Below are 15,605 nucleotides of genomic sequence, written 5' to 3' on the forward strand. Positions count from 1 at the left end.
TTTTGCCCAGCACACAGCCACGAATCGAATACCGATACGTCAGCAGGGTTGCTTCGTGCTGGATTTGGTTATATTTTATACAGTTATTTCATCTTCATCATGTCATTCATCTTTTCCATTTCACCTTTTTCAAAGTCAAATTACCTATGATCGACACACCACCGCCTAAAGCGCCCCCGCTTTATCCGAAGAGTCACCTGCTCGCTGCCAGCGGTATCGCCGCCCTGCTGAGCCTGGCACTTCTGGTATTCCCTTCCAGCGAAGTCGAAGCAAAACGAACCAATCTGGTTCTGGATCTGGAAGCACCCACAGATCAGAACGCACAAGACCAAGACGCTCAGCAAGCCACTCAAGCCACACCCGATAGCACTGTTTCACCGTTTGCACAGGTCGATAACGGCGAAGATCAGTCTCAGGAAAGCGCTTCTGCTCAGCCAACCCCGGCTACAGACATAAAGAACCCGAACCACAAGGAAGTCGTGGTTTCCAAGGGCGATACCCTTTCCACACTGTTTGAAAAGGTCGGCCTGCCGGCCACGACCGTTCATGAAGTCATGGCCAGCGACAAACAGGCCAAACAGTTCAGCAAACTGCAGAACGGTCAGGTTCTACAGTTCGAGCTATCCTCCGACGGCCAGCTCAAGCAGTTGCACAGCAAGCTCAGCGAACTGGAAACCATCAGTCTCTCGAAAACGGATGCCGGTTTCACGTTCAGCCGCGAAATCAGCAAGCCTACCGTGCGTGAAACCTATGCTCACGCCGTCATAAACAGCTCGCTGTCCCAGTCTGCACAGCGCGCAGGCCTGACCCACAGCATGACCATGGACATGGCCAATATCTTTGGCTACGACATCGACTTCGCCCAGGACATCCGCAAGGGTGACGAATTCGACGTGGTTTATGAGCAAAAAGTCGTCAATGGCAAGACCGTAGGCACCGGCAACATCCTGTCCGCGCGCTTCACCAACCGCGGCAAGACCTACACCGCCATTCGCTACACCAACAAGCAAGGCAATACCAATTACTACACCGCTGACGGCAACAGCATGCGCAAGGCATTCATCCGCACGCCGGTAGACTTCGCACGTATCAGCTCGATGTTTTCCATGGGCCGCAAGCACCCGATCCTGAACAAGATCCGCGCTCACAAGGGCGTCGACTATGCAGCCCCACGCGGTACGCCCATCAAGGCAACCGGCGACGGCAAAGTGCTTCTGGCCGGACGTCGCGGCGGGTACGGCAACACCGTCATCATTCAGCACGGCGAGACTTACCGCACGCTGTACGGACACATGCAAGGCTTCGCCAAAGGCATACAAACCGGTGGCAGCGTCAAGCAAGGTCAGGTGATCGGCTATATTGGAACAACCGGCTTGTCGACAGGCCCGCACTTGCACTATGAATTCCAGGTCAATGGCGTGCACGTCGATCCGCTGGGTCAGAAACTTCCGATGGCGGACCCGATCGCCAAATCCGAAAAACAGCGGTTCATGCAGCAAAGCCAACCGTTGATGGCGCGCATGGACCATGACAAGGCCACTACGCTGGCCTCTAATAAAAGGTAATCCATGGCCTTCTTCTATATAGGTGTGATGTCCGGCAGCAGCCTCGATGGGATAGATATCGCCCTATTGGAGCAGGATGACCGTCCAAGGCTTCTGGCAACTCATTACATTCCGATGCCGGAAGATCTGTATACCGAGTTGCTCGGCCTTTGCTCCAGCGGCGCAGATGAATTGGCACGCGCCGCCATTGCCGAGCAGAAGTGGGTGAAGCTGGTAGCACAAGGCATTGCCACCCTGCTGCAAGAGCAGAACATGGTTGCTGGCCAGATACGTGCCATCGGCAGCCACGGTCAGACCATCCGTCATGAGCCGGGCCGCGGCTTCAGCATCCAGATCGGCAACCCTGCCCTGCTTGCCGAACTGACCGAAATTACCGTCGTCAGCGACTTCCGCCGTCGCGATATCGCCGCTGGCGGCCAAGGCGCGCCATTGGTGCCGGCTTTCCATGAAGCGCTGTTCGATGACAACAAGGACCGCCGTGCAGTATTGAACATCGGAGGCTTCAGCAACCTGAGCATCATCGAGTCGGACCGTCCGGTTTCCGGTTTCGATTGCGGACCGGGCAACGTGCTGCTGGATGCCTGGATTCAGTCGCAACGCCATCAGAGCTTCGACAAGGACGGCGCCTGGGCTGCCAGTGGGCAGGTCGATCCTGCACTGCTCAAGGGATTGCTGAGCGATCAGTTCTTCCTGACCAAAGGCCCGAAGAGCACTGGCCGTGAAGTCTTCAACCTCGGCTGGCTGCATCATCACCTGTTCCAGTTGCCGACGATTGCACCGGAGAACGTACAGGCGACATTGCTTGAGCTGACGGCTTTGACGATTACAGAGTCTCTGCAAGCGGCGCAATCAAGCACTTCAGAGCTTCTGGTGTGCGGCGGTGGCGCCCATAACGTAGCGTTGATGGACAGACTGGCAGCGCTGTTGCCAGAGACGAAAGTCAGCAGCACCGCAAAATTCGGCGTGGATCCGGATTGGGTCGAAGCCATGGCGTTTGCCTGGCTGGCGCATTGCTGCCTGGAAAGCGTGCCGGCCAACCGGCCAACCGTGACCGGAGCCAGAGGGTTGCGGGTTCTGGGCGCTATCTATCCCGCCTGACCGAAGCCACAATGAAAAACGCCGCGCATATGCGCGGCGTTTTCATATGGAGCGCAATCAGATCGAGAACGACGAACCGCAACCACAGGTGGTCGAAGCATTCGGGTTCTTGATCACGAAACGCGAACCTTCCAGACCTTCCTGGTAATCCACTTCAGCGCCCGCCAGATACTGGAAGCTCATCGGATCGACAACCAGGCTGACGCCTTCGCGCTCGACGACGGTATCGTCATCAGCCACATCTTCATCGAAAGTGAAGCCGTACTGAAAGCCGGAGCAACCGCCGCCGGTTACGAAAACCCGCAGTTTCAGGCGATCATTGCCCTCTTCATCGACCAGGGTTTTCACCTTGTGCGCGGCTCCTGGGGTGAACTCCAGAGCTGTAGGAGTAAAGGATTCGACGCTCATGTCAGATATCTCCCGGCGTTAAGCCGTCATAATGCGTAATGACGGGCATTATCCGCTTCTCCTAGAAAACTGGTCAACTATTGAAGTGAAGAGCAGCGGCAAGCGGTCAAGCTACAAGCCGCAAGTGCTTGTAGCTTGTAGCTTGTAGCTTGTAGCTCAAGGCATCATGCCTGCGTGTGACAGGCCGGCACGTTCGTCCAGGCCGAACATGATGTTCAGGTTCTGTACGGCCTGACCCGAAGCGCCCTTGACCAGATTGTCGATAACCGACAGCACGACGACAAGATCGCCACCCTGCGGACGATGCACGGCAATGCGGCAGACGTTCGCGCCCCGCACGCTGCGGGTTTCCGGATGGCTGCCGGCCGGCATTACATCCACGAAAGGCTCATCGGCGTAGCGCTTCTCGAACAGGGCCTGCAGGTCTACCGACTTGTCGGCAACGGTTGCGTACAGTGTGGAGTGAATGCCGCGAATCATCGGCGTTAGGTGCGGCACGAAGGTCAGGCCGACATCGCCACCGGCAGCGCGACGCAGCCCCTGGCTGATTTCCGGCAGATGGCGATGCCCCTTGACCGCATAGGCCTTGAAGCTCTCGTTGGCCTCGGAGTACAGCGAACCCAGGCTCAGACCACGACCGGCACCACTGACACCCGACTTGCAGTCGGCAATCAGGCGGGAGTTATCCGCAAGACCTGCTTCCAGCAAAGGCAGGAAGCCCAGTTGGGTTGCGGTTGGGTAGCAACCCGGCACGGCGATCAGGCGTGCATTCTTGATCTGCTCGCGATTGACCTCAGGCAAACCGTATACGGCATCCTTCAGCAGTTCAGGCGCGCCGTGAGGCTGGCCATACCACTTGGCCCACTCAACCGGGTCCTGGAGACGGAAGTCCGCGGAGAGGTCGATAACCCGGGTGCCTGCAGCCAGCAGTTCGCCAGCCAGCGCATGAGCAACGCCGTGAGGCGTAGCGAAGAACACGACATCGCATGCGGCCAGGGTCTTGACGTCCGGCACGCTGAAAGCCAGGCCATCGTAATGGCCTCGCAGGTTGGGGTACATGTCGGCTACTGCAAGACCGGCCTCCGAGCGAGAGGTAATAACGACCACTTCTGCTTGCGGATGCTGTGCCAACAGACGCAGCAGCTCGACCCCGGTGTAACCCGTGCCGCCGACGATACCGACCTTGACCATAACCTGCCCTCAACGAAACAACTGGAAAGCCGTCGATGATATGAGCCTATGGCCTCTGCGACAACCGACAACGTGACGTATGGCCGCGCAACCCACTACTATTTGTCCACCGTGAACCTGGGGATAACTGAAAATGCTCTTTTTATGGGTCAAAGCGCTTCACATCGTTTCGATGGTCTGCTGGTTTGCAGGCCTGTTCTATCTGCCGAGGCTGTTCGTCTACCACTCACTGAGCGAAGACACTGTCAGCAAGGAACGCTTCAGCGTGATGGAGCGCAAGCTGTACCGGGGCATCATGGGACCTGCCATGATTGCCACACTGATTTTCGGTGGCTGGCTGATCAGCTTCAGTCCGTCAGGCTATTTCAGCCAGGGCTGGATGCATGCGAAGTTGACCCTGGTTTTCCTGCTGATCGGTTACCACCACATGTGCGGCGCACAGGTAAAGCGCTTCGCGCGTGGCGAGAAAGGCCGCAGCCATGTGTTTTATCGCTGGTTCAATGAAGTCCCTGTAGTAATACTGCTGGCTGTTGTGATTCTGGTAGTCGTCAAACCGTTCTGATCCATATCGGGCAGCCACGCCATGCTCCGTAGTGGCTGCCCGCGCTGCACCCTTATACCGAGACAAGGAAGCCCTTGATGGCCGATACCCACTTCAAGATCATGTTTGAAGGGCAATTGCGTAATGGCGTTGAGCTGGAAACTGCAAAGCTCAACCTGGCCCGGTTGTTCAAGAGTGAAACCTCGGCAGTCGAGAGCCTGTTCAACGGCAATCCTGTATCCCTCAAGCGCGGGTTGTCTCAGGCGGATGCCCAGAGATATATCCAGGCACTCAATGACGCTGGCGTCGAAGCACGTATAGAACCCGATCCGGCAATCAGCCTGAGCCTGGACGAAATCGATGAACCGAAACCCTATCGCGCTCCTGTAGAACCCGCACCGGCGCCCTCGCCCTACGCGCCACCCAAGTCATCAACCGTCGCACCGGACCTGCCTGCACACTCGTCGCTCAAGGTGTTCAGCGTGGAAGGCCGTATCGGTCGCTTGCGTTATCTGGCCTGGAGCCTGGTATTGGTACTCGCGGGCCTCGCGACCATGGGTGTCTGCATTTCGGTCATGAGCGTTTCACTGGTGGGCGGCGGGCTGTTGAGCACAGTGGCCGTTGCTGCATTCTTTATTCTGAGCGTGCAGATGGGGGTCCAACGCCTGCACGATGCTGGTTGGAGCGGCTGGCTTCTGCTGCTTAACCTGGCACCCTTCGTAGGCGGTATCTTTCCATTCCTGATGATGGTCATACCGGGCACCAAAGGCCCCAACAAATATGGTCCACCTGCGCCACCCAACTCGAAGGCCGTGAAAATCCTGGCCTGTCTATGGATTGTCTTTCTCAGCCTCGTCTTTGTGATCGTGCTGAGCACGGGTCTAGATGCCGTGAAGAATGAACTCGAAACCACGGCCAGCGAATACGAACAGTCCCTGCCCTATGATGACGACTCAGACAGCGATCAGGCCCAACCGGCCCCATCGGTGTCCGGACAAAGGCTTTAAGCAAATACGTTGCTCATGAGCCGGCACCCGAAATGCCGGTTGCAATACGTTCAATGGAGAAATGCATGACCCGTTACGCCCTGATCACAGGCGCTTCCAGCGGTATCGGCCTGGCCATGGCCGAAGCCCTGGCTCGTCGCGGGCACAATCTGCTGCTGGTTGCCCGCCATCGTGACCGCCTGGAAAGCATCGCCATCGAGCTGACCCAACGCTTTGGCGTGGAAGTGCTGTTTCGTGCGTGCGATCTGGGTGAGCCGCTGCGCCTTTCGGGCTTCCTGCTGGAACTGGAAGATGGTGCCCATCAGATTGATCTGCTGGTCAACTGCGCAGGCATCGGAACGTGCGGCCCGTTTCTGGCCCAGGAATGGGCTGCCGAGCAGGACCTGATCGATCTGAATATCCTCGCCCTCACTCGCCTGTGCCATACCGTTGGCAATCTGATGGCGCTGCAGGGCGGCGGACAGATTCTCAACGTGGCCTCGGTGGCCGCTTTCCAGCCCGGGCCATGGATGAGCACTTATTACGCAAGCAAGGCTTACGTGCTGCACTTTTCCGAAGGCTTGCGCGAAGAGGTCAAGAAAAACGGAGTGAAAGTGTCGGTCCTTTGCCCTGGCCCGACCCGCACATCTTTCTTTCGTACGGCCCAGCTCAACGTGAACGACGAGAAGATGATGACCCCTGAAGAGGTGGCACTGTATACAGTACGCGCGCTGGCAAAAAACAAGGCTGTTATCATCCCCAGGCTGCGCAACCGGTTATGGGCCTTCAGCCCCCGACTGGGGTCGCGCTGGCTGGTTCGTCAAATCAGCGGCTATATCAACAAGGCCTGCTGTCCACGCTGAGTGACAAATAATTATCGCTCGGTAAACTCGAACTCATTGGTACCGGCCTGTCGACCGGCCATGCCCCATCCACCCAAAAGGAGCAAACGGCTGTGGATACTTTGTTTACCAGGATCATCAACCGGGAAATCCCGGCCAACATCATCTACGAAGACGATCAGGTACTGGCCTTCCACGATATCGCCCCTCAGGCGCCCGTGCATTTTCTGGTCATCCCGAAAAAGCCCATTCGCACCCTCAATGACCTGACCGAAGAAGACAAGGGTCTGGCTGGCCACATTCTTTTCACGGCCCAGCGCCTGGCAAAGGAACAGGGCTGCGAAGAAGGTTTCCGCGTCGTCATGAACTGCAATGAACTGGGTGGACAGACCGTTTATCACATTCACATGCATGTTCTGGGCAAGCGCCAGATGAACTGGCCACCGGGCTGAGTCTGTTTTTTCAATAACTTGCATCCTGTCGAGGCCGCCGAGTGGTCTAAACAAGGGTTTTGACAGGATGATCCAGCTCAAGCCTGGCCGCTCCGATTGGGGTAAACTGGCCAGCATGGACCTACCCGGAGGTGCCCATGGCTACCGAACGTCACTACTCTCCCCTTGATCGTCTTCTGCTACAGGCCGACAGTGCAATGCGCACGCTGCTGCCTTCCAGCGGGCATTCACATCGGCCTTCGCCCGCCATCCTGCGCCCCGAACACAAGATGAACGATGCCGACACCCGCCATGTGGCAGGCCTGATGCGCATCAACCACACCGGCGAAGTCTGCGCACAGGCGCTGTATCAGGGTCAGGCCCTGACCGCCAGGCTACCCAAGGTGCGCAAGGCCATGGAGCACGCCGCCGAAGAGGAAATCGATCATCTGGTCTGGTGTGAACAACGCATTCATCAGTTGGGCAGCCACACCAGCGTGCTCAACCCGCTGTTCTATGGCTTGTCCTTCGGCATTGGCGCGGCGGCCGGCCTGATCAGCGACAAGGTCAGCCTGGGTTTCGTGGCTGCGACTGAGGATCAGGTCTGCAAACACCTGAACGAGCACTTGCACCAGATACCCGCCGAGGATGAAAAGTCCCGGGCGATTCTGGAGCAGATGCGCGTAGACGAGGAGCAACACGCCGAAACCGCACTGGACGCAGGCGGCTTTCGCTTCCCGGCACCGGTCAAGTTCGGCATGAGCATCCTGGCCAAGGTCATGACCAAGAGCACTTACCGGATCTGACGTTCAGCCACGCACAAAAAAAGGCGCCTGATCGGCGCCTTTCTTGTTTGCTGTGAAATCAGACAGCCACGTTGCGGCCGTAGAAGATTTCCAGCATTTCGTGCTTCACCTTGGCGGTGACCTGTGCACGCTGTTCAGCGGACAGGTTGCTGGTCGCGTCGCCGAACAGGTAGTTATCCAGTTCGAACTCCTTGAGCAGCATCTTGGTGTGGAACAGGTTCTCCTGGTACACGTTGACGTCGGTCATCTGGTAACCGTTGCGAGTGTCTTCGGAGAGGTAGTTCTGGATCGAGTTGATCTCGTGATCGATGAAGTGCTTCTTGCCTTCTACATCGCGGGTAAAACCACGCACGCGGTAGTCGACCGTCACGATGTCGGACTCGAACTTGTGAATCAGGTAGTTCAGCGCTTTGAGCGGTGAAATCACGCCACAGGTCGACACATCGATGTCCACACGGAAAGTCGCGATCCCGTCGACCGGGTGAATTTCCGGATAGGTGTGAACCGTGATGTGGCTCTTGTCCAGGTGGGCCAGAATGGTTTCCGGCAATGGACCTGGCGACTCTTCGATCTGGCTTTCGGTAGGCGTTACCGGTTGCTCGGAGATCAGAATGGTCACACTGGCGCCCTGGGGATCGTAATCCTGACGGGCGATGTTCAGGATATTGGCACCAATGATATCGACAACATCGGTCAGAATCCGCGTCAGGCGTTCGGCGTCGTACACACTGTTGATGTACTCGACGTAGGCCTGCTGGTCTTGCGGGGTTTCCGCATAGCAGATGTCATAGATATTGAAGCTCAAGGTCTTTGTCAGGTTATTGAACCCGTGGAGCTTGAGTTTGCTTTTCACCGTTAAAAACTCTCTATATGTGTGCGGCGCCAGCCGCGTGATCAAGCATGCCCGTCAGATGAGCGGCGCTCAGCTGCGTAGGACGGTTAACACCTCTTCGCGTTGGCGATTTTGGTTGTCTGTTCTGGTGCGGCAGCAGAAAACCAATGCATGCCGCGCCTGAAAAAGTCGCGCATTATGCAGACGTCGGAAGCCGTCTGCCAGAGTGTGCGCCGTTTTTATGATCGTTGGATGTCTGGATCAGCCCAGTTCGACAATTTCATAGTCGTGGGTGATCTCTACACCGGCATTACCCAGCATGATCGACGCTGAACAATACTTCTCGGCCGAAAGCTCGATGGCACGCTTGACCTGTGCTTCTTTCAGGCCGCGGCCCTTGACGACAAAGTGCAGGTGGATCTTGGTGAACACCTTGGGGTCTTCGCTTGCACGCTCGGCTTCAAGGAAGGCTTCGCAGCTTTCGACTGGCTGACGGGACTTCTTGAGAATGCTGACAACGTCGAAGTTGCTGCAACCGCCCAGACCGATCAGCACCATCTCCATCGGGCGTACGCCCAGATTTCGACCGCCGCTTTCAGGCGGGCCGTCCATTACCACTACATGACCGCTACCGGACTCGCCGAGGAACATGGCTTCGCCAGCCCATTGGATGCGTGCCTTCATCGCCAGACTCCACTGCTAAAAAAGGGGGACCAGCTTAGCACAGGCCCGTGAATCCACTGGAGTGGCCTCTGAAAATGCTTTTTGCGGCCGATGTGTAGGAAAGGTCCCAAATGCTCTGAAACCCTCGTCGAAAAGCTGGCGAGAATGCCGGTGCAGCCGATACCTATGAAAGTGCCATTTGGCGAAGGGTCTTTTTCGGAATAAACGCATGGTCGCAATCACAGTGACACCCAAAATAAAGAGTCTCGAAAAACTTCTCCCCCATGCACAACGTCGTCGCTGCGCCGCCAAGAGCAATATCATCTGCGCTGGCGAGAAATCAGAGTCGTTGTTCATCATTCTCAAGGGTTCGGTGACGATCCTGATCGAGGACGATGAAGGTCGGGAGATGATCGTCGCGTACCTCAACAGCGGGGATTTCTTCGGTGAACTGGGGTTGTTCGAGCAGACCGGTCATGAAACAGTGCGCAGTGCGTGGGTTCGCGCCAAGACCGAATGCGAAGTGGCCGAGATTTCTTATTGCAAGTTTCGCGAGCTGACGCACCAGGAGCCGGAAATTCTCTATGCGCTGGGCGCCCAGATGGCTGATCGCCTGCGCAATACGACACGCAAGGTCGGCGACCTGGCTTTCCTCGACGTGACCGGACGAGTGGCCCGCACGCTGCTGGACCTGTGTCGGCAACCGGACGCCATGACTCATCCAGACGGCATGCAGATCAAGGTGACCCGTCAGGAAATCGGACGTATCGTGGGCTGTTCGAGGGAAATGGTCGGGCGCGTGCTCAAGGCCCTGGAAGAACAGCAACTGGTCGACGTCAAAGGCAAGACCATGGTGGTGTTCGGAACCCGTTGACGCCGGTGCCGCTCAGAGCCTGATCAGCATCTGCCGGTAAGACTGGTCCAGACGTTCGAGCACATTGAGGTCGCCTTCGGGAAAGGCTTCATACAGTGCAATATGGCTTTGGGCTCGCACCCGTGCTTCCAGCTCGCACAATTCGTTGAAGCGATTGACCGCAGCTACCATCTGCTCGCGCTCGTTATCCAGCAACAAGGCGCCATGAGCCAGTACCACAGGACGTGTTCCACCCTGGCTTTGACGCCAGCGCTGGGCAGTACCGACCATCTTGCGGCCATCGAGGTTGACGTTGAAGCGGCCGTCGCAGAATGCACCGTCCACCTCACCCAGCGAAGCCTGGCCACCCAGTTCAGTCAACAGGTCCAGAATCGGCTGGCACAAGCGTCGGTAGGCGATTTCTATTCTGTCCCGATCGGCGTCCGTACCGGGTTGCGCATAAACCAGGGCAATGTTCACGGTGGCAGAAGACTGCGGCACCGGTTCACCGCCCGTTTCACGCAGCAGGACAGGCCAGCCGTTGTCTGCAAGGGTTTCACTGGCTTCGGTGAAGCCGGGCAGGCGACTCATCCGACGCGGCATGACCAGCGCCTGATCATTCGGGCGCCAGAACAGCAGCCCATGATCCGCATCACCGGCACACACCGAAGCCAGCAGGTCCTGCTCGGCCTGCAGGCCTTTTTCGATGCAGATGTCGACTACCGACACGATCTACGGCTCAATCAAGAGCCGAGCCACTGACCGGTACGCCACGCTCCGGGAAGAACAGCCGCTGCAACTCCGCTCCCGGCTGTTCGGCGCGCATGAAAGCCTCGCCCACCAGGAATGAATACACGTCGCTGATTTCCATCAGCTCGACATCAGCTCGGTTGAGAATGCCGCTCTCGGTAATGACCAGTCGATCACGAGGAATGCGCGGCAGCAGATCCAGCGTGGTTTCCAGGCTCACCTCGAAGGTATGCAGGTTGCGGTTATTGACACCCACCAGCGGCGTATCGAGGGTTTTCAGGGCGCGCTCCAGCTCATCGCCATCATGCACTTCAACCAGAACGTCCAGACCGACACCCTTGGCAACCGCTGCCAGCTCGGCCATTTTCACGTCATCCAGCGCCGCCACGATCAGCAGGATGCAATCGGCACCCAGAGCACGGGCTTCGATGACCTGATACGGATCGATCATGAAATCCTTGCGGATCACCGGCAGCTTGCAGGCCGCACGGGCTTCCTGCAGATAGGCGTCGGCGCCCTGGAAGAAATCGATATCGGTCAGGACCGACAGGCAGGTCGCACCGCCGGCCTGATAGCTTCTGGCGATCTCGGCTGGCTGGAAGTCCTCCCGGATCACGCCCTTGCTCGGCGAGGCCTTCTTGATCTCGGCAATCACCGCCGGCTGCTTGTTTCTGGCCTGCTCGATCAAGGCATTGGCAAAACCGCGAGGCGCATCAGCCAATGCGGCCTGCCGCTCCAGCTCTGCCAGGGTCACAATGGCACGACGAGCAGCCACTTCCTCGGTTTTACGAGCGAGAATTTTTTCCAGTACGGTTGGCACACTCATCCTTCATTCTCCTGCTTGAATACCGCCGTGAAAGCACCCAATTCGTCCAGCTTCTCCCGGGCCAGGCCGGTGTGCAGGGAATCGTGTGCCAGTTCTACGCCTTCTTTGAGGCTGGTGGCATGATCAGCAGCGTAGAGCGCCGCACCGGCATTGAGCACGATCATTTCCGCGGCCTTCTGGCCATTTTCAGTCTTGCGACGCCCAAGGGCGTCCCGAATCAGCTCAAGAGAGGCTGCCGGGCTTTCGACCGCCAGACCATACAGGCTCTGGCTTTTCATGCCCAGGTCTTCGGGTTGTACCGAGTATTCGGTGATTTCGCCGTTCTTCAGCTCAGCGACAAAAGTCGGTGCCGCAAGGCTGAACTCGTCCAGGCCATCCTGGGAATGCACCACCAGCACATGCTTGCTGCCCAGGCGAGACAGGACTTCCGCCAGCGGGCGGCAAAGCGCCTGATTGAACACGCCCACCACTTGATGACGAACGCCAGCCGGATTCGTAAGCGGGCCGAGCATATTGAACAGGGTGCGCAGCCCCAGGTCACGCCGAGGGCCGGCGGCATGTTTCATGGCGCTGTGATGGGACTGGGCGAACATGAAGCCGATGCCCACGCTGTCGATGCAACGTGCGACCTGGACCGGATCGAGGTTCAGGTATACGCCCGCCGCTTCCAGCAGGTCGGCACTGCCGCTCTTGCCTGACACCGCACGGTTGCCGTGTTTGGCCACCGTGCAGCCCGCCGCCGAGATCACGAACGCCGAAGCCGTGGAGACGTTGAAGATGTTGGCGCCATCACCACCGGTGCCGACGATATCCACGACCTTGTCCAGAGACTGCAGCTCGACCTTGTTTGCCAGCTCGCGCATGACCGAAACAGCACCGACGATTTCATCGATGCTCTCGCTTTTCATGCGCATGCCCATGAGAAAGGCGCCGATCTGCGCTTCGCTGCATTGGCCTGTCATGATTTCACGCATGACATCGCGCATCTCGTCTGTACTCAGATCCAGATGATTGACGACGCGGTTGAGCGCCGTCTTGATATTCATGGGTGAACTCATGAGAGGTTCTCCTGACGAGTGCCGCCGGTCTGCTTGAGGAAGTTGGCGAACAGCTCATGACCCTGCTCTGTCAGGATCGATTCGGGGTGAAACTGCACCCCTTCGATATTCAGTGTCTTGTGGCGAAGCCCCATGATCTCGTCTACCGAACCGTCGTCCAGAGCGGTCCAGGCGGTGACCTCAAGGCAATCAGGCAAGGTGTCGAGCTTGACCACCAGCGAATGGTAACGGGTCACGACCAGTGGATGGTTCAAGCCATTGAACACGCCCTTGTCCTCATGGACGACAGGACTGGTCTTGCCGTGCATGACCTGACGGGCGCGCACCACATCACCACCGAACGCCTGACCAATGGACTGGTGCCCCAGGCAGACACCCAGAATCGGCAGTTTGCCCGCGAAGTGAGTGATCACCTCAAGCGAGACACCGGCTTCGTTAGGCGTGCAAGGGCCGGGGGAAACGACAATGCGCTCCGGGTTCAAGGCTTCGATCTGAGCAATGGTCAACTCATCGTTACGAATCACTTTAACGTCGGCACCCAGTTCACCGAGGTACTGCACGACGTTATAGGTAAAGGAGTCGTAGTTATCGATCATCAGCAGCATGTTGCTATCAACCTTTTGAATTTACTGACTTTATTCAGCCTTCCGAATTCTGGCCCGCTTGCGTATGCACCCAAGGTCCGGCACGTGACCTGGCGCAATACAACAGGGGGATCGAAGGCATACAGGTAAAGGTCCGGGCAGGCCGGAAAAGAAATAGTCAGGCGCGCCAACGCCAACGGGCGTGGGCCTTGATAACGCGCATCAAGAGTTTGCTGACAATCGTCACGGGAGGCGTCTCATCTAAACGTTTCGGGACATTAACTTACCGAATCACACGGCGCAATATGATTGTGCCGGGTAAATCAGGCCATGTATCCGATCAGATGACTTTTGGAGGGGCAGATCAGTGTCTGCGGGTACGGAAGGGGGAATGTGGAAGTGGGAGGCGGCTTGCCGGCTCCCACAGTGACTGAACACTCACATCGGGAAATCAACGGGCTATCTCGCGCACATAGGCCTGACAGGCCTTGAGCGCAATCAGTCCCTGATCTCCGTCGTCGGTGATGGCGACAATTCGTTGAGCAGCCGCTGGGTCAAGTTCGGCTCGCGTGGTTCCATGAACCAGGCTGCCGGTGGTGGCAGTGGCTGGCTCTCCACCACCACGGGCGGGAGTGGCGAGGAGGACTGACAACCGCAAATCAGAGGTAGCCAGACGACTACGCAAGCGAGCCTGAAGTTTCTGTGCATCGCTCAATTCCTTGTAGTGAGTTGCATCGTTGGTTTGCAGGCGGGCCTCCATGTCCCGCCGCAGTTTCTGTTGAGCCTCCTGCCAGGCAATGACAGCCCTGGAAGCAAGCTCGCGTTCTTGCAGATGAATCTGCGCCTGTTCGGCCAATTGCTGGCCGTAGTTGCGGGCCTGCCATTGCCACGCTGCCCAGGCGCCAAGCCCCAAACCCACTAACAGCGCCAGCGCCACGGAGCGCAGATCCAGCACCTTCATGACAACACCTTCAAAGCGCGTTGATAAAAGGCTTCTCGATCGGCAAGTCCATTGGTGCCGCCATTGATACGTTTGGTGATCAACAGAAAATCCCCCTTGTCAGCCAGACCATTGAGCCTTGCCCGATCCCAGAACCAGGCAGCGGACATGGCAGCGTGCTCCGGCTGCTCAAGCAGCTCGGGATGATTGAGCAGATCCAGCCCGAGTGCCTCGCCACAGGCAACATAGTTCGCCCGGCCCGTCACCTGAATAAGCCCCCGTCCACGATAGAACTGACCGTCACCATCGTCTTCGGGGGTATTACCCAGGCGCAAAGCCAGTTGTCCCGTGTCGTACCGCTTCAGGTAATCATCACTTCCCAGTTCGCGGACATACCGCAACTGACCGGATTCGTGACCGATCTGCGCGATGAAAGCCGATACCTGCAACCGGGTGAGGATGCTGTATCGGTTCATGGCGGCGTTGAGAGCGGAAACAAAAACGCCGGCTTTAGGGCCGGCGTTGGGGAGGATTTGCAGGAGTTGTTGTTGGGTTATGGGCATGTAGCCTCCATACAAAAAAGCCCCTGTGCGGGGCTATTCGTTTTTCCTGGCCATTATCCAGGCTTGTCACTGCACTGCCTTGAGAGGCTCCCCCCCACTTCCGGCTGTCAGCTCCCTGATCAGATCAATCACGGTGGCGACAACCGCCTTCGCCTGATCGTGCTCACCGGCAGCCACCAGAGCACGCACACTCTCCTTGGCCGCAAGACGTGCTTCACGAATCTGGTAAAGCATGTCGGCGGTATCCGCCGATGCCTGCAGAATGGCGTCCGCCGCCTCCTGAGGCGTTCGACCATTGATGGCATAGGCCGCCACGGCACGAGGAACGGCATCGGCCGGGTAGCCGGCCGCCTTGAAGGCTTGCGCCTCGGAGACGGCCAGACTGTACTCAAGAACCCGCAGGGCCTCGAGTGTGCCAACCAGGCGCACAGCGTCGATCTGCTCACACAACTCGTCGGCAGTCGCAATGACCTGAACGGGGTCGATCAGAATCGGCAAGCCCGACTCATCGTGCGAACGCACCTTGCCCGCTGGCGGGTTGGCGATCACGGACGTGTAAGTTTCCTCGGATATCTCCACCGCATCCGACGGGATCTGATCGCCGTGGATCGCTGGCAGATATGTGCAGCCTGTGCTTGAACTGTAAAAACGTTGCATGGTGATTCCTT

Annotated in this window: 19 protein-coding genes; 8 read left to right on the forward strand and 11 right to left on the reverse strand. The window is 57.7% G+C overall.

Features of this window, described 5'->3' with window-relative positions; translation table 11 throughout:
- Window positions 1–146: 146 nt before the first annotated feature.
- The gene (locus tag KQP88_RS22000) at window positions 147–1,565 is read left to right on the forward strand and encodes a peptidoglycan DD-metalloendopeptidase family protein (protein WP_216704150.1); all 1,419 of its coding nucleotides are present in this window, start codon (window positions 147–149) and stop codon (window positions 1,563–1,565) included.
- A gap of 3 nt (window positions 1,566–1,568) precedes the next feature.
- Window positions 1,569–2,663 (forward strand): anhydro-N-acetylmuramic acid kinase, encoded by a 1,095-nt coding sequence (locus tag KQP88_RS22005; protein WP_216704151.1) that lies wholly within the window; start codon window positions 1,569–1,571, stop codon window positions 2,661–2,663.
- Between the two features lie 57 nt (window positions 2,664–2,720).
- On the opposite strand, the gene erpA is transcribed toward KQP88_RS22005, so the two are convergent.
- Window positions 2,721–3,071 carry an iron-sulfur cluster insertion protein ErpA gene (gene erpA / locus KQP88_RS22010; RefSeq protein ID WP_025262070.1) on the reverse strand — a complete coding sequence of 117 codons (351 nt, stop codon included), beginning with the start codon at window positions 3,069–3,071 and terminating at the stop codon, window positions 2,721–2,723.
- A 156-nt stretch (window positions 3,072–3,227) separates the two neighbouring features.
- Window positions 3,228–4,262 carry an N-acetyl-gamma-glutamyl-phosphate reductase gene (gene argC, locus KQP88_RS22015; protein WP_025262071.1) on the reverse strand — a complete coding sequence of 345 codons (1,035 nt, stop codon included), beginning with the start codon at window positions 4,260–4,262 and terminating at the stop codon, window positions 3,228–3,230.
- A 133-nt stretch (window positions 4,263–4,395) separates the two neighbouring features.
- Between argC and hemJ the strand changes: the two genes are divergently transcribed.
- The 5 genes from hemJ to coq7 all read left to right on the forward strand — a co-directional run bounded on the left by hemJ (window position 4,396) and on the right by coq7 (window position 7,868).
- On the forward strand, window positions 4,396–4,824 hold the full coding sequence (hemJ, locus tag KQP88_RS22020; protein ID WP_198728606.1) for a protoporphyrinogen oxidase HemJ: 429 nt from the start codon (window positions 4,396–4,398) through the stop codon (window positions 4,822–4,824).
- Window positions 4,825–4,901: 77 nt separating this feature from the next.
- A complete protein-coding gene (locus tag KQP88_RS22025; protein ID WP_216704152.1) occupies window positions 4,902–5,810 on the forward strand; it encodes a DUF805 domain-containing protein in 909 nt (302 codons plus the stop codon).
- A gap of 65 nt (window positions 5,811–5,875) precedes the next feature.
- Window positions 5,876–6,652 (forward strand): SDR family NAD(P)-dependent oxidoreductase, encoded by a 777-nt coding sequence (locus tag KQP88_RS22030; protein WP_216704153.1) that lies wholly within the window; start codon window positions 5,876–5,878, stop codon window positions 6,650–6,652.
- 92 nt (window positions 6,653–6,744) lie between these two features.
- The gene (locus KQP88_RS22035; protein WP_216704154.1) at window positions 6,745–7,083 is read left to right on the forward strand and encodes a histidine triad nucleotide-binding protein; all 339 of its coding nucleotides are present in this window, start codon (window positions 6,745–6,747) and stop codon (window positions 7,081–7,083) included.
- Between the two features lie 137 nt (window positions 7,084–7,220).
- Window positions 7,221–7,868, forward strand: coding sequence for a 2-polyprenyl-3-methyl-6-methoxy-1,4-benzoquinone monooxygenase (gene coq7, locus KQP88_RS22040; protein ID WP_025262076.1), 648 nt, complete (start codon window positions 7,221–7,223; stop codon window positions 7,866–7,868).
- Between the two features lie 58 nt (window positions 7,869–7,926).
- Here the strand turns inward: coq7 and speD are convergent, their stop codons facing one another.
- Together speD and KQP88_RS22050 are read right to left on the reverse strand one after the other, a co-directional pair.
- Window positions 7,927–8,721 carry an adenosylmethionine decarboxylase gene (gene speD / locus KQP88_RS22045; RefSeq protein WP_025262077.1) on the reverse strand — a complete coding sequence of 265 codons (795 nt, stop codon included), beginning with the start codon at window positions 8,719–8,721 and terminating at the stop codon, window positions 7,927–7,929.
- 240 nt (window positions 8,722–8,961) lie between these two features.
- On the reverse strand, window positions 8,962–9,384 hold the full coding sequence (locus KQP88_RS22050) for an OsmC family protein (protein WP_025262078.1): 423 nt from the start codon (window positions 9,382–9,384) through the stop codon (window positions 8,962–8,964).
- 208 nt (window positions 9,385–9,592) lie between these two features.
- Between KQP88_RS22050 and crp the strand changes: the two genes are divergently transcribed.
- The gene (gene crp, locus KQP88_RS22055; protein ID WP_216704155.1) at window positions 9,593–10,237 is read left to right on the forward strand and encodes a cAMP-activated global transcriptional regulator CRP; all 645 of its coding nucleotides are present in this window, start codon (window positions 9,593–9,595) and stop codon (window positions 10,235–10,237) included.
- A gap of 12 nt (window positions 10,238–10,249) precedes the next feature.
- Here the strand turns inward: crp and KQP88_RS22060 are convergent, their stop codons facing one another.
- The 7 genes from KQP88_RS22060 to KQP88_RS22090 form a co-directional block, all read right to left on the reverse strand.
- Complete coding sequence (locus KQP88_RS22060) at window positions 10,250–10,945, reverse strand: lipoate--protein ligase family protein (protein WP_216704156.1); 696 nt, start codon at window positions 10,943–10,945, stop codon at window positions 10,250–10,252.
- Between the two features lie 10 nt (window positions 10,946–10,955).
- On the reverse strand, window positions 10,956–11,792 hold the full coding sequence (gene trpC, locus KQP88_RS22065; RefSeq protein ID WP_216704157.1) for an indole-3-glycerol phosphate synthase TrpC: 837 nt from the start codon (window positions 11,790–11,792) through the stop codon (window positions 10,956–10,958).
- A complete protein-coding gene (gene trpD / locus KQP88_RS22070) occupies window positions 11,789–12,838 on the reverse strand; it encodes an anthranilate phosphoribosyltransferase (protein WP_216706018.1) in 1,050 nt (349 codons plus the stop codon). The genes trpC and trpD overlap by 4 nt, the downstream gene beginning before the upstream one ends.
- 8 nt (window positions 12,839–12,846) lie before the next feature.
- The gene (locus tag KQP88_RS22075) at window positions 12,847–13,455 is read right to left on the reverse strand and encodes an aminodeoxychorismate/anthranilate synthase component II (RefSeq protein ID WP_198728610.1); all 609 of its coding nucleotides are present in this window, start codon (window positions 13,453–13,455) and stop codon (window positions 12,847–12,849) included.
- A 430-nt stretch (window positions 13,456–13,885) separates the two neighbouring features.
- The gene (locus KQP88_RS22080) at window positions 13,886–14,395 is read right to left on the reverse strand and encodes a lysis system i-spanin subunit Rz (protein ID WP_216704158.1); all 510 of its coding nucleotides are present in this window, start codon (window positions 14,393–14,395) and stop codon (window positions 13,886–13,888) included.
- Window positions 14,392–14,937, reverse strand: coding sequence for a glycoside hydrolase family 19 protein (locus KQP88_RS22085; RefSeq protein ID WP_216704159.1), 546 nt, complete (start codon window positions 14,935–14,937; stop codon window positions 14,392–14,394). Before KQP88_RS22085 ends, KQP88_RS22080 begins: the two co-directional genes overlap by 4 nt.
- A 66-nt stretch (window positions 14,938–15,003) precedes the next feature.
- Entirely contained in the window at window positions 15,004–15,594 is a 591-nt protein-coding gene (locus tag KQP88_RS22090; protein ID WP_216704160.1) for a hypothetical protein, read from the reverse strand.
- Between the last annotated feature and the right edge of the window lie 11 nt (window positions 15,595–15,605).

It is taken from the genome of Pseudomonas lijiangensis, assembly GCF_018968705.1.
GTDB lineage: Bacteria > Pseudomonadota > Gammaproteobacteria > Pseudomonadales > Pseudomonadaceae > Aquipseudomonas > Aquipseudomonas lijiangensis.